This is a genomic window from Hydrogenophaga sp., assembly GCF_051858985.1.
In the GTDB taxonomy this organism is placed as follows: Bacteria; Pseudomonadota; Gammaproteobacteria; order Burkholderiales; family Burkholderiaceae_C; genus Hydrogenophaga.
Map to the genome: position 1 here is coordinate 798,835 of NZ_JBHYGM010000002.1, position 12,939 is coordinate 811,773.

A 12,939-nucleotide genomic window follows, 5' to 3' on the forward strand; every position below is an offset into this window, starting at 1 on the left:
GAAGTCAGACGGCTCGAAGCATTTCGATGTGATCGATGCCGTCTTCCAGATAGATGTCGCTGGCAGGCTCGAAGCCGTGCTGCCGGTAGAAGGCCTGCAGCCGCGCCTGCGCGCCGATGCGGATGGGCTGCGCACCCCACAGGGCGTGCGCAGCGCCAATCGCTTCGCGCATGAGCACATGGCCGATTCCGGTGCCGCGCGCGGCCTGGGCGCTGATCACACGGCCGATGCTCGCCTCGGGAAACTTGAGGCCGGCGGGCACCAGGCGGGCGTAGCCCAGGAGGGCGCCGTCGACGGATTCGCCAAGCAGATGGAAGCAGGCCGGGTCCGCGCCGTCCATGTCCTGGAACGCGCAGTTCTGCTCCATCACGAACACCTCGGTTCGCAGTTGCAGCAGGCGGTAGAGCGTGCGGGCATGCAGGGCATCGAAAGGCAGGCAGCGCCAGGTGAGGTGGTCGGCTGGACTCAAGCGCGCACTTCCCTCAGCACGAAACCGATGCGCGGGAAGTGCACGTGCAGGCGGCCCGCACGTTCGTCGGTGCGCTCCAGCGTGTACCGCGTGCGCGTGGCCGCACGAAGGATGCCTTCGGTGGGCTCCTGGCCGAAGGTTTCGGCGCTCACGGTGACGCGGCTGCCCTGCGCAATGCCGTGCTCGTCCTGGAACACATCGTCGTGCAGCGGCTCGGGTTCGGCCGCTGCCGCGATGGCAATGGCCTCCGTCGCGCTCAGTTTGCTCATCTGCCCATGCCCGATCTGTGCCATGCGGTCCAGCCATTCGATGACGTGCGGCGTGGCGTCCAGGATGCCGGCCATGCTGGGATTCACCACGCGGCTGAACCACAGCGGGTGGTAGGCGGCGAAGTCGGCCACGCAGGGCGCTTCGCCCAGCAGGAACGGCTGCGATTCCACCATGGTGGAGAGGCGGCGCAGGTAGCTGCGGTAGGCGGCAGTGGCATCGCCCGGGCGCAGGCTGACCATGCCGCCGCGCATGGCACCGCGATCGGCCGCAAAGGCTTGCGCCGCTTCAGGCGGCTGGCCGGCAAACAACGCGGCCGCGCCCTTGGGGCTCAGGTTGTAGGCCATGGCAGCCCAGAACAGCGCGCTGTCGGCCCATTGCGCCAGCACGCGCGCCACACCCTTCTGGTGCTCGGGGTAGAGCGGCGGCTCGGGCTGGCGGTGTTCCAGCACATCAGTGATCAGCGCCGTGTCGCAATAGATGTCGGCACCGACCTGCAGGAACGGCGTGCGGCGGTAGCCACCCGTGAGTGCGATCACATCCGGCTTGGGCAGGATGCGCGGAATGTTCACGCCCTGCCAGGCCAGGCCCTTGTGGCCGAGCATCAGGCGAACCTTCTCGGAGAAGGGAGACGAGGCGTAGTGATGGAGGATGAGGTCGGACATGAGGGCTTCCAGGAGGAAATTCAGCGCGGCATTGCGCGCTCGATGATGGCGTCGAAGCCGGTGCCCGCGCCCAGCGAGCCGAAGCTGTGGCCCCACTGGCCGTCGAGCCTTGAATCGCAGAAGGCGCTGAACACCTCGGGCGGCGCGGTCTGCGCCAGCAGCGCCGCCTGCACCGCCAGGGCCACGTCCTGCGCCAGGCGGCGCGCTTCCATTTCGGTGGCCATTTCCTCCACGCGGGCTGGCAGCCGATCGGCCAGGTGGTCCAGCGCGCGGTGCATGCCGCGCGCGGGTGCGAGTTCATGGGCCAGCGCGGCGGCGGCGTCGGCCTTGCGCAGGGCACGCAGCAGGTCCAGCGCCATGATGTTGCCGGCGCCTTCCCAGATGGAGTTGAGCGGCATCTCGCGGTAGATGCGCGCCAGGATGCCCTCGCCGCCCTCTTCCACATAGCCGTTGCCGCCCAGGCATTCCATCGCCTCCTGCGCAAAGTGGCTGCCGCGCTTGCAGATCCAGAACTTGGCCACGGGCGTGAGCAGGCGGCTCATCACCTGCTCGAGCGGATCGCCCGGCCGGTCGAAGCTGCGCGCCAGACGCAATGCCAGCGCGGTGGCCGCTTCGGATTCGAGCGCCAGGTCGGCCAGCACGTTCTTCATGAGCGGCTGGTCGATCAGCAACTTGCCGAAGGCCTTGCGCTGCGTGGTGTGGTTGAGCGCGATCGACAAAGCCTGGCGCATGAGGCCGCTCGTGCCCAGCGCGCAGTCCAGTCGGGTCATGGTGCCCATGGCCAGGATCTGCGGCACGCCGCGCCCCTCTTCGCCCACCAGCCAGGCGGTGGCACCGGCAAATTCCACTTCGGAACTCGCGTTGGCCTTGTTGCCCAGCTTGTCCTTCAGGCGCTGGATGAACAGCTGGTTCAAGGAACCATCCGGCAGCACACGCGGCAGGAACAGGCAGCTCAAGCCGCTCTTTGTCTGCGCCAGGATCAGGAAGGCATCGCACATGGGGGCGGAGAAGAACCACTTGTGCCCGGTGACGGTGAAGCGCGGGCCCCAGCCGTCGCTGCCGGCGGGCTCGGCGCGCGTGGTGTTCGCGCGCACGTCCGAACCGCCCTGCTTCTCCGTCATGCCCATGCCCATGGTCAGGCCAGGCTTGTCGCGCCAGACCTTGAGTGCGGGGTCGTAGGCGCGGCTGGTGAGGCCGGGCGCCCAGTCTGCGTGGATGGCCGGGTTGTCCTTGAGCGCGGGGGCCACCGCATAGCTCATGGAGACGGGACACAGGACCGAGGGTTCCAGCTCGGTGAAGAGCATGAACCCGGCGGCGCGCAGCAGATGGGGATTCGAACCACGCTCGCCCCAGGGCGCGCCGTGCAGGCCAGCGCCCACCGCCTCGGTCATCAGCGCGTGGTAGCCGGGATGGAACTCCACCTGGTCGATGCGGTGCCCGAAGCGGCTGTGTGTCTTGAGCTGCGGCGTGTGCACATTGGCCAGCCGCGCGTGCGTCTGCATGTCGCCGCTGCCCACCACCTGGCCCAGCGCCTGCAAGGGCGCGGTGTCCAGCGCAGGCGCATTGAACTTCAACGCCGCCTGCATCGGCCGGTTGACGGCAAAGAGGTTCACATCCACCAGCGGCGCGGGCTGGTTGAACACTTCATGCGTCGCGTTCATCGCAACACCTCCAACAAGAGCGGTGACTTCAGACCAGGCCACCGCGGAACCGGCTTTGCCGGGCCGCCAGTGGCGCCCCCTGAAGGGTGACGCCGAAGGCGGCGCCGGGGGTTACACAAGTTTGACGAGTTGCTTGCCGAAGTTCTTGCCCTTGAGAAGGCCCAGGAACGCTTCGGGCGCCGAAGCCAGGCCTTGGGCCACGGTTTCGCGCGGGCGCAGCTTGCCGGTGCCCACCAGCGTGCCGAGTTCGGTGAGCGCCTCGGGCCACACTTCCATGTGCTCGCTGACGATGAAGCCTTCCACCTTGAGGCGGTTGACCAGGATCAGTGCCGGGTTGGCCAGGGGCATGGGCTGGCCGTCATAGCCGGCGATCATGCCGCACACGGCGATGCGGCCAAAGGCGTTCATGCGCAGCAGCACCGCATCGAGCACCATGCCGCCCACGTTCTCGAAATAGCCATCGATGCCCTTGGGGCACACGTCCTTGAGCGCCTTGGCCAGCGAGTACGCGTCCTTGTGCAGCTTGTAGTCGATGCAGGCGTCGAATCCGAGTTCTTCCACCGCGTACTTGCATTTGTCTGGGCCACCGGCAATGCCCACTGCGCGGCAGCCGCGCGCCTTGGCCAGCGCACCGAAGGCACTGCCCACCGCACCCGTGGCTGCGCTCACCACCACGGTGTCGCCGGCCTTGGGGTTGATGATCTTCACCAGGCCGTACCAGGCGGTCACGCCCGGCATGCCCACCGCACCCAGGTAGTGCGAGAGCGGCACGTGGGTGGTGTCGACCTTGCGCAAAGCGCCGGGCTGGCCCGCATCGACCACGCTGTACTCCTGCCAGCCGCCCATGCCCACGACCTTGTCGCCGGGCTGGAACTTCGGGTGCTTGGATTCGGCCACCTCACCCACGGTGCCACCGATCATGACCTCGCCCAGGGCCTGAGAAGCTGCATAGCTCTTGCTGTCGTTCATGCGGCCGCGCATATACGGGTCCAGGCTCAGGAAATGGTGGCGCACCAGCACCTGGCCCTCGGTGAGCGCGGGCGTCTGGGTGGTGACGAGCTTGAAGTTGGAAGCCTTGGCCTCCCCTTCGGGACGGTTGTCGAGCAGGATCTGGTGGTTGGTGGGCATGGGGTGTCTCCTAGTCGGTGGATATGCGGTTGAGTGGCTGGGTGCTGCCTGGGCCGGTGGGCAGGCGGGAAACGAATTTGAACGTGCCGGTGGCGTGCGAGCACAGCTTGCCCGAGGCGTCGAACACACTGCCTTCGGTGAAGGCCATGGTGGCGGTGCGGTGCAGCAAGCGGCCCTTGGCGGTGAGCGGCCCTTTGGCCGCACGCATGAAGCTGGTCTTCATCTCGATGGTGACGCAACCCATGTCCGTCTGCACCGAGCGCGCGGCATGGGCCATCACCACGTCGAGCAGCGTCATGCTGGCGCCACCGTGCACCACGTCGAACGAGTTCAGGTGGTCGGGCGCCGGATTGAAAGCGATCTCTGCCTCGCCGCCGTCCATGCGGAGGAGTTCGAAACCCAGCAGTTCAACGAACGGTATGCGGACGGAAAATTCCATGTCTTCTTCAGCCACCCGTGATCACCGAGACGCCGCCATCCACCGCCAGCCATTGGCCGGTGATGTGCTTTCCCGCGTCGGAGGCGTAGAGCACGGTCAGGCCTTTCAGGTCTTCGTCATCGCCCAGGCGGCGCAGCGGCGCGTGGGCGGCGAGCTTGTCTTCACCCATGGCCTTGAGCGTGCCCGCCGTCATCTTGCTGGGGAAGAAACCCGGGCAGATGGCGTTGACGGTGATGCCGTATTTGCCCCACTCCGCAGCCAGTGCACGGGTGAAGTTGATCACGGCGCCCTTGGAGGTGTTGTAAGCGATGGTGTTCATGCCCGAGGGATTGCCGCCCAGCCCGGCAATGGACGCCGTGTTGATGATGCGGCCGTGCTTGCGCGCGATCATGCTGCGCCGGGCAACCACCTGGCTCAGGATGAAGTAGCTGCGCACGTTGAGGTTCATCACCTTGTCCCAAGCTTCCACCGGGTGCTCCTCGGCCGGCGCGCCCCAGGCGGCGCCCGCGTTGTTCACCAGGATGTCGATGTCACCCAGGCGCTGCAGGCTCTCGTCGGCCAGGCGGTGGATGTCCTCTTCTTTCGAGCAGTCGGCGGCGAACCAGCGCGCGTCGATGCCCGCGGCCTGCAACTCGGCCGTGGCGCTTTCCAGGTCTTCGGCCTTGCGCGAGCTCACCAGCACGCGCGCGCCGGCCTCGCCCAGGGCATGGGCCATCTGCAGGCCCAGGCCGCGCGAGCCTCCGGTGATGAGGGCGGTCTTGCCCTTGAGGTCGAAGAGTTGGGGAATGGTGCGGGTCATGTTGTCGTCCTCTTGGTGGGGGAAAAATGGCTCAGGGCATTGTGGGCGAATCAGGCGCAGGCGTCTGTCACCGGCGCGGCCTGCAGTGCCTGCACCCTGTGCCAGAGATGCGCTCGCAGGCGCGGATCATCCGTCAAGCCCATGCCACGCCGCAGCGCCTCGGCCGCCTGCGACCAGAGGCGCTGCTGTTCCAGAAGATGCGCCCGGGCCACCCACCAGGGTGCGTGGTTGCGCACGTCGCGCTCCGGCAGCGCATCCAGCACAGCCAGTCCGGCTGCAGCGCCTTCTGACGTGCCCCGGGCCACGGCGTAGCCCACGTGTGCGCCCATGGTGGGCGATATCTGCAACAGGCCTTCGTAAAGTCGGGCAATGCCGCCCCACGGCACCCGCCCGGTCATGAAGCGCTGGGCGTGTGCCGACTGGATGGCCGCCTCGAGCTGGTAGGGACCGATGCAGCCCAGCGCCGCTGCCTCGCGCAGCAGGCTGTTGGCCTGTGAGATCTGGCCGTGGTCCCAGCGCGCCGTGTCCTGCTCGTGAAGGGGGACGAATCGCTCGCTGCCATCGGGGCCGGTGACGAAGCGAGCCTGCCGTCGCGACTCGCAGAACAGCATCAAGGCCCAAAGCCCGCGCGCCTCGGCATCTGCGGGCATCAGCGCCGCGCACAGCTCCGCCAGATAAAGCGCTTCGTCCGCCAGTTCGGCGTGGTGGGCAGCGTCGTCCCCCGCCGAGCCGGCACGCTCCCAGGCCAGTCCGTAAGCGGCGTACACCGCCTCCAGCACCGCATGCGTGCGCTCGGGCAGGTCGGCAGGCTCGGGCTCGTCGAAGCGGATACCGGCCTTCGCTATCTTCTGTTTGGCTCGCACCAGCCGCTGTGCCATGGCCGAAGGCGACACCAGGAAAGCCGCCGCCATGCGCTGGGCATCCAGCCCGAGCACGCTCTGGAGCATCAGCGGCGTGCGCACCGATCGGTCGATCGCCGGATGCGCGCAGACCAGCATCAATCGCAGGCGGTTGTCCGGTATCGGATGCGCCTGCAGGAAGGGCACCGGGGCGATGTCGTCCTCACGCGGCAGGAGCGCCCGGACCGCCGGCTCGTCGGCCAGACGCTGCACCACGCCCTGGTGGCGGGCCGAGTGCAGCAACCCGCGCCGCGCCACCGTGAGCAGCCACGCCTCGGGCTGCACCGGCACGCCGTCCTGCGGCCAGCGCTCCAGTGCTTTCAACAGGGCGTCGCCGAGCGCGTCCTGCGCGCCGGCCAGGTCGTTCCAGCGCCAGGCGAGGTAGGCGACGAGGCGGCCGTAGGCGTCGCGCGCGGTGCGCGCAGCTGCCTCGGTCGCCGTGGGTGTCATGCGTGCGGCTCTTCCATGGGCGGGAGCACGGGGCGCACTTCCACGCTGCCGGTGCTGGCGCAAGGGGCCCGCGCTGCCCACTCCAGCGCCTGGTCGAGCGAGGCCACATCGATCACGAAATAGCCGCCCAGGTGTTCCTTGGTGTCCGGGTAGGGTCCGTCCTGAACCTGGCGTTGCCCATCGCGCACACGCACCTGTGTGGCCGTGTTCGGTGGCTGCAGGCCGTTGCCTCCCCTGCTCACGCCCGACTGCTGGAGCGCCGCGATGTACGCGCCCCACGCGCCCCAGTAGGCGTCGTCGTGACGGCGGTCGAAATCGGACTGGGGTTCCTTGAAGACGATCATGTATTCCATTTGAAGCTCCGTGGAGTGCCGCCCAATGGTGCGGCACGGTGAATGGCAGCGCAACCCTGCGCCACCTGCTTCATGGATGCGCGGACAGCCGGTCGATCGACAGCGTGCTCGACCGTTCGTCAGAAAGCGTCTTCCGGAAGCTCCGCGCAGGTCTGGTCGCGGCGGCTCACCACCTGCAGCCAGGCGCCGATCTTGGGCAGTTCGTAGTGGAAGAAAAAACGCATCGCAGCCAGGCGGCCGGTGCGCGCACTCGATTCGGGCGCGACGTGCGCAGCCAGCGCCACGTCCAGCCACACCCAGGCCAGCACGGTGTGGCCAAAAGCCTGCAGGTAGGGCACCGCGTTGGCCAGCGCGTCGGTGGGCTCACCGGTGGCCCAGGCGGCCTTGGTGGCCGCCCCAACCTGGGCCAGCGCCTGCCCCAGCGCGTTGGCGTGGCCCGCCAGCTCCGGGACCTGGATCGCGCGTTCGATGGTGCCGTTGATGCGCTCTGCCAGCAGCTTGAGTCCCTTGCCGCCTTCCATGAGCACCTTGCGGCCCAGCAGGTCCATGGCCTGGATGCCGTGCGTGCCCTCGTGGATCATGTTCAGCCGGTTGTCGCGCCAGTACTGCTCCACCGGAAAGTCGCGCGTGTAGCCGTAACCCCCGTGGATCTGGATCGCCAGGCTGTTGGCTTCCAGGCACCACTCGCTCGGCCAGCTCTTGGCGATGGGCGTGAGCACCTCGAGCAGCAGGCGGGCTTCGTCGGCCGAATGGTCGGCGCCGGTGTGCTGTTCGTCCACCAGGCGCGCGCAATAGAGTTCGAGCGCCAGCGCGCCCTCGCAGTACGATTTCTGCGCCAGCAGCATGCGTTTCACATCCGCGTGTTCGATGATGCGCACGGGGGGCTGCGCCGGGTCTTTGCCCGCGGGTCCCATCGGGCGGCCCTGCGGGCGGTTCTTCGCGTAGTCCAGGCTGGCGTGGTAGCCCGCCATGCCCAGCATGGTGGCGGCCAGGCCCACGCCGATGCGGGCCTCGTTCATCATGTGGAACATGCAGTGCAGGCCCTTGCCGGCCTGGCCGACGAGGTAGCCCACCGCACCGGCCTCGCCGTTCACCGGGTATCTGCCTTCGCCGAAGTTGAGCAGCGTGTTGGTGGTGCCGCGCCAGCCGCACTTGTGGTTGAGGCCTGCCAGCGCCACGTCGTTGCGCTCGCCGGTCAGCTCGCCCCCGGCATTCACCATCTTCTTGGGCACGATGAACAGCGAGATGCCGCGTGTGCCGGGCACCAGTTTGCCGTTCTCATCGGGAATCTTGGCCAGCACCAGGTGGATGATGTTCTCGGTGAGCTCGTGCTCGCCGGCCGAGATCCACATCTTGTTCCCGGTGAGGCGGTAGCGCGGGCCGAGTGGATCGCTCTCGAAGTCTGCCCCGTCGGGCACCGCCCGCGTCATCACGTCGCTCAGCGACGAGCCGGCCTGCGGTTCTGAGAGGCACATGGTGCCGGAGAAGCGGCCTGAGAACTCGTTGAGCGCAAACACCTGCTTCTGCGCCGGAGTGCCGTGCACCATCAGGAGGTTGGCGTTGCCGGTGGTCAGCATGCCGCTGCCCATGCTCACCGAGGCCATGGCAAAGAAGGCGTTGGCGGCCGCTTCCACCGTGTAGGGCAACTGCATGCCGCCGACGTCGTAATCTTGTGCCGCGCTCAGCATGCCGCTTTCGGCATAGGCCTTCTGCGCGTCGTGCGTGGCCTGGGGAAGGATCACCTTCTCGCCATCGAAATGCGGCTCCTGGGTGTCCACCAGCCGGTTGAACGGCGCGTACTTTTCGCGTGCGATGCGCTCGCAGGTGTCCAGCACGGCGTCAAAGGTTTCGCGGCTGTGGTCGACAAATCGCTCACGCTCGTTGAGCGCAGGCGCGTTCAGCCAGTCGTAGAGCAGGAAATCGACGGTGGGGCGCAGGCTCATGGGAAGGCCTTCATGAAGTCTTGGGCGGCAGCGCGGCAATGGTGCCCTGCGCCACCGCGCAGAGCTTTTCCACACCGTCTTTCACCACGAACACATCGCAGCGGCAGACCGATTGCGTCTTGCCGGTGTGGACCGCTTCGGCGCGGGCAATCAGGCGTTCGCCGATCGCTGGCCGCAGGTAGTTGATCTTGAACTCTGACGTGACCACCGGCTGGCCGAGTGCACTGCCACCGGCGTAGGTGAGCGCGTTGTCGGCAGCGTAGCTCAGCACGCCGCCGTGCACGAAACCATGCTGCTGCTTCACCGATTCGCCAATGGGCACGTGCAGTTCGCAGTGGCCGCGGGAGAAAGCCGCGAGCTCGGCGCCGATGAGGCGCGAGAACGGCTGGGCGGCCAGCACCTCGCGCCCCATGGCGAGAAACACCTCGGGGCTCACGCTGGCCTCGGCCATGGCGGCGCGACCTTAAAGGACTTCGAAGACGCCAGCGGCGCCCATGCCGCCGCCAATGCACATGGTGACGACCACCTTCCTGGCGCCACGGCGCTTGCCTTCGATCAGCGCGTGACCGGTCAGGCGTTGACCCGACACACCATAAGGGTGGCCGACCGCAATGGCGCCGCCGTTCACATTCAGGCGATCGCCCGGGATGCCCAGCTTGTCGCGGCAATAGATCACCTGAACCGCAAAGGCTTCGTTGAGTTCCCACAGGTCAATATCGCTGACCTTCAGGCCCAGGCGCGCGAGCACCTTGGGAATGGCAAACACCGGGCCGATGCCCATTTCATCGGGCTCGCAACCCGCCACCGCAAAACCGAGGAAGCGGCCCAGCGGTTGCAGGCCGCGTTTTTCGGCCAGGGTCTCGTTCATGATCACGCAGGCGCCACCGCCGTCGCTGAACTGGCTAGCGTTGCCGGCCGAAATCACACCACCGGGAATGGCGGGGCGGATGCCGCTGATGCCTTCCTTGGTGGTGCCTGCGCGGATGCCTTCGTCGTTCTCCACCGTCACCTGCTTCGTGGTGAGGCCCATGACCTTGTCGGCCACGCCGGCGGTCACGGTGATGGGGGCGATCTCGGCCTTGAAAAGGCCTGCTTCCAGCGCGGCGGTGGCGCGTTGCTGGCTCGCAGCGCCGTACTCGTCCATGGCGTCGCGGCTGATGTTGTAGCGCTTGGCGACCTGTTCCGCCGTCTGCAGCATGTTCCAGTAGATCTCGGGCTTGTTCGCGACGAGCCACGGATCGGTCAGCATGTGGGTGTTCATCTCCTGCTGAACGCACGAGATGCTCTCCACACCGCCAGCCACGAACACGTCGCCCTCGCCCGCGATGATGCGCTGCGCCGCCATGGCAATGGTCTGCAGGCCCGACGAGCAGAAGCGGTTGACCGTCATGCCCGAGGTGGTGATGGGCAGGCCGGCACGCAGCGCAATCTGGCGCGCGATGTTGGCGCCAGTCGCGCCTTCGGGGTTCGCGCAGCCCATGATGACGTCGTCCACTTCAGCGGCTTCGATGCCGGCGCGCTGCACGGCATGCTGCACCGCGTGGCCACCGAGCGTGGCGCCGTGGGTCATGTTGAAGGCGCCCTTCCAGCTCTTGGCCAGGGGCGTGCGGGCGGTGGAAACGATGACGGCGTTGGTCATGAAATGTTCTCCTTGTGTGGAATCTTGATCTCAGCCGTTGAAGCTCTTGCCTTCGGCCACCAGGCGCTGCAGCAGCGGCGCGGGCTCCCAGAACTTCGCGTCGTCCAGCGGGTTCTTTGCAAAGCGCTTCATGCTCTGCACCACGTTGAAGAGGCCCACCGTGTCGGCGTAGATCATCGGACCGCCGCGGTGCGCCGGGAAGCCGTAGCCGAAGATGTAGACCACGTCGATGTCGCTGGCCTTGTTGGCAATGCCTTCTTCCAGGATGTGTGCGGCTTCGTTCACCAGCGCGTACACGAGGCGCTGCACGATTTCCTCGTCGGAGATCCTGCGCGGCGTGATGCCCAGGGACTTGCGGTGGTCCTCGATCATCTTCACCACTTCGGCGTTGGGGATCGCGTCGCGTTTGCCGGGCACGTAGTCGTACCAGCCCGCGCCGGTCTTCTGGCCGAAGCGGCCTTTCTCGCACAGCAGATCGGCCGTCTTGCTGTACTTCATGTCCGGCTTTTCCTGGTAGCGGCGCTTGCGGATGGCCCAGCCGATGTCGTTGCCGGCCAGGTCGCCCATGCGGAACGGGCCCATGGCCATGCCGAACTTCTCCATCGCCTTGTCCACCTGCTCGGGCGTGCAGCCTTCGTCCAGCAGGAATCCGCCCTGGCGGCCGTACTGCTCGATCATGCGGTTGCCGATGAAGCCATCGCAAACGCCGGAGACCACCGCCGTCTTCTTGATCTTCTTGGCCACCGTCATCACGGTGGCCATCACGTCCTTGGCGGTCTTCTCGCCGCGCACCACTTCCAGCAACTTCATCACGTTGGCGGGACTGAAGAAATGCAGGCCGACGACATCTTGCGGGCGCTTGGTGAAACCCGCGATCTTGTTGACGTCCAGCGTGGAGGTGTTGGAGGCCAGGATCGCGCCCGGCTTCATCACGCGGTCGAGTTCCTTGAACACCGCCTCCTTCACGCCGATCTCTTCGAACACCGCCTCGATCACCAGATCGGCCGATCCGATGTCGTCGTAGCTGAGCGTGGTGCTCAGGAGTGCCATGCGCTGGTCGTACTTGTCCTGCTTGAGCTTGCCCTTCTTCACCTGCGCTTCGTAGTTCTTGCGGATGGTGGCCAGTCCGCGGTCCAGCGCTTCCTGCTTCATCTCCAGGATCTTCACCGGGATGCCCGCGTTGAGGAAGTTCATGGCGATGCCGCCGCCCATGGTGCCGGCGCCAATGATGGCCACCGAGGCGATCTCGCGCCTGGGCGTGTCTTCCGGCACGTCGGGGATCTTGCTCGCGGCGCGCTCGGCGGTGAACAGGTGGCGCAGTGCGCGGCACTCGGGCGTCCACATCAGATTGATGAAGATCTCGCGCTCAAAGGCCATGCCTTCGTCAAACTTCTTCTTCGTCGCAGCTTCCACCGCGTCGACGCACTTGGCGGGCGCGGGGAAGTTCTTCGACATGCCCTTGACCATGTTGCGCGCGAACTGGAAGTACGCGTCGCCCTTGGGATGCTTGCACGGCAGGTCGCGCACGCGAGGCAGCGCGCTGCCGTCGGCGTGCTTGGCCGCCATCTCGCGCGCCAGTGCCATGGCTTCGTCGGCCAGGCTCTCGGCAGAAGCGGAGAGCTTGTTGAACAGCATCTGGCCAGGCACCTGCGCCAGCATCTCGCTCTTGATGGCTTCGCCGCTCACGATCATGTTCAGCGCGGGCTCCACACCCAGCGCGCGGGGCAGGCGCTGCGTGCCACCGGCGCCGGGGATCAGGCCGAGCTTCACCTCGGGCAGGGCCACGTTGGTGCCGGGCGCGGCAATGCGGTAGTGACACCCCAGGGCGAGCTCCAGGCCTCCGCCCATCGCCACCGAATGAATGGCGGCCACCACCGGCTTGGACGCGTTTTCCACGGCGAGGATCACGGAGAGCAGGTTGGGCTCGGCCAGCGCCTTGGGCGAGCCGAACTCGCGGATGTCGGCACCACCCGAAAAGGCCTTGCCCGCACCGGTGAGCACGATGGCCTTCACCGCGGGGTCCGCCTCGGCTTTCTCCAGCCCGGCCGCGATGCCCTGGCGGGTCGACAGGCCCAGGCCATTGACCGGCGGGTTGTTCATGGTGATGACGGCGACGTCGCCGTGGACCTGGTACTCAGCGGTCATGGAAGCTCCTTCGTTGTTCGGGATGCGCTGGAAAAGAACGATCGTTCGATTCTAGGAGGATTGTGCGGTGCGGCAAGGGCTG

Annotated in this window: 12 protein-coding genes; all 12 read right to left on the bottom strand. The window is 66.9% G+C overall.

All coding sequences use genetic code 11. The features are described from left to right. Positions 1-4 precede the first annotated feature (4 nt). Positions 5-469: a GNAT family N-acetyltransferase gene (locus ACTIEY_RS10205; protein ID WP_439518991.1), complete on the bottom strand. Its 465-nt coding sequence runs from the start codon at positions 467-469 to the stop codon at positions 5-7. Then, positions 466-1,401 (bottom strand): glutathione S-transferase family protein, encoded by a 936-nt coding sequence (locus ACTIEY_RS10210; RefSeq protein WP_439518992.1) that lies wholly within the window; start codon positions 1,399-1,401, stop codon positions 466-468. The genes ACTIEY_RS10205 and ACTIEY_RS10210 overlap by 4 nt, the downstream gene beginning before the upstream one ends. A gap of 20 nt (positions 1,402-1,421) precedes the next feature. Beyond that, positions 1,422-3,062, bottom strand: coding sequence for an isovaleryl-CoA dehydrogenase (locus ACTIEY_RS10215; RefSeq protein WP_439518993.1), 1,641 nt, complete (start codon positions 3,060-3,062; stop codon positions 1,422-1,424). A 111-nt stretch (positions 3,063-3,173) separates the two neighbouring features. Continuing rightward, positions 3,174-4,190: an NADP-dependent oxidoreductase gene (locus ACTIEY_RS10220; RefSeq protein WP_439518994.1), complete on the bottom strand. Its 1,017-nt coding sequence runs from the start codon at positions 4,188-4,190 to the stop codon at positions 3,174-3,176. Positions 4,191-4,200: 10 nt separating this feature from the next. Further along, entirely contained in the window at positions 4,201-4,629 is a 429-nt protein-coding gene (locus ACTIEY_RS10225; RefSeq protein WP_439518995.1) for a PaaI family thioesterase, read from the bottom strand. A 7-nt stretch (positions 4,630-4,636) separates the two neighbouring features. After that, positions 4,637-5,428 (bottom strand): SDR family oxidoreductase, encoded by a 792-nt coding sequence (locus ACTIEY_RS10230; protein WP_439518996.1) that lies wholly within the window; start codon positions 5,426-5,428, stop codon positions 4,637-4,639. A 50-nt stretch (positions 5,429-5,478) separates the two neighbouring features. Further along, a complete protein-coding gene (locus ACTIEY_RS10235; protein WP_439518997.1) occupies positions 5,479-6,777 on the bottom strand; it encodes an RNA polymerase sigma factor in 1,299 nt (432 codons plus the stop codon). Beyond that, on the bottom strand, positions 6,774-7,130 hold the full coding sequence (locus tag ACTIEY_RS10240) for a YciI family protein (RefSeq protein WP_439518998.1): 357 nt from the start codon (positions 7,128-7,130) through the stop codon (positions 6,774-6,776). The genes ACTIEY_RS10235 and ACTIEY_RS10240 overlap by 4 nt, the downstream gene beginning before the upstream one ends. Before the next feature lie 119 nt (positions 7,131-7,249). Then, the gene (locus ACTIEY_RS10245) at positions 7,250-9,073 is read right to left on the bottom strand and encodes an acyl-CoA dehydrogenase (protein ID WP_439518999.1); all 1,824 of its coding nucleotides are present in this window, start codon (positions 9,071-9,073) and stop codon (positions 7,250-7,252) included. Between the two features lie 10 nt (positions 9,074-9,083). Further along, positions 9,084-9,524, bottom strand: coding sequence for a PaaI family thioesterase (locus ACTIEY_RS10250; protein WP_439519000.1), 441 nt, complete (start codon positions 9,522-9,524; stop codon positions 9,084-9,086). A 12-nt stretch (positions 9,525-9,536) separates the two neighbouring features. Beyond that, positions 9,537-10,712 carry an acetyl-CoA C-acyltransferase gene (locus ACTIEY_RS10255; RefSeq protein ID WP_439519001.1) on the bottom strand — a complete coding sequence of 392 codons (1,176 nt, stop codon included), beginning with the start codon at positions 10,710-10,712 and terminating at the stop codon, positions 9,537-9,539. Positions 10,713-10,742: 30 nt separating this feature from the next. Beyond that, positions 10,743-12,857 carry a 3-hydroxyacyl-CoA dehydrogenase NAD-binding domain-containing protein gene (locus ACTIEY_RS10260; protein ID WP_439519002.1) on the bottom strand — a complete coding sequence of 705 codons (2,115 nt, stop codon included), beginning with the start codon at positions 12,855-12,857 and terminating at the stop codon, positions 10,743-10,745. Between the last annotated feature and the right edge of the window lie 82 nt (positions 12,858-12,939).

What these genes read in the sequence shown, in the direction of transcription:
- ACTIEY_RS10250 (WP_439519000.1), bottom strand. Translation starts at nt 9,524, where the DNA reads ATGGCCGAGGCCAGCGTGAGCCCCGAGGTGTTTCTCGCCATGGGGCGC.
- ACTIEY_RS10235 (WP_439518997.1), bottom strand. Translation starts at nt 6,777, where the DNA reads ATGACACCCACGGCGACCGAGGCAGCTGCGCGCACCGCGCGCGACGCC.
- ACTIEY_RS10220 (WP_439518994.1), bottom strand. Translation starts at nt 4,190, where the DNA reads ATGCCCACCAACCACCAGATCCTGCTCGACAACCGTCCCGAAGGGGAG.
- ACTIEY_RS10260 (WP_439519002.1), bottom strand. Translation starts at nt 12,857, where the DNA reads ATGACCGCTGAGTACCAGGTCCACGGCGACGTCGCCGTCATCACCATG.
- ACTIEY_RS10245 (WP_439518999.1), bottom strand. Translation starts at nt 9,073, where the DNA reads ATGAGCCTGCGCCCCACCGTCGATTTCCTGCTCTACGACTGGCTGAAC.
- ACTIEY_RS10215 (WP_439518993.1), bottom strand. Translation starts at nt 3,062, where the DNA reads ATGAACGCGACGCATGAAGTGTTCAACCAGCCCGCGCCGCTGGTGGAT.
- ACTIEY_RS10240 (WP_439518998.1), bottom strand. Translation starts at nt 7,130, where the DNA reads ATGGAATACATGATCGTCTTCAAGGAACCCCAGTCCGATTTCGACCGC.
- ACTIEY_RS10210 (WP_439518992.1), bottom strand. Translation starts at nt 1,401, where the DNA reads ATGTCCGACCTCATCCTCCATCACTACGCCTCGTCTCCCTTCTCCGAG.
- ACTIEY_RS10230 (WP_439518996.1), bottom strand. Translation starts at nt 5,428, where the DNA reads ATGACCCGCACCATTCCCCAACTCTTCGACCTCAAGGGCAAGACCGCC.
- ACTIEY_RS10255 (WP_439519001.1), bottom strand. Translation starts at nt 10,712, where the DNA reads ATGACCAACGCCGTCATCGTTTCCACCGCCCGCACGCCCCTGGCCAAG.
- ACTIEY_RS10225 (WP_439518995.1), bottom strand. Translation starts at nt 4,629, where the DNA reads ATGGAATTTTCCGTCCGCATACCGTTCGTTGAACTGCTGGGTTTCGAA.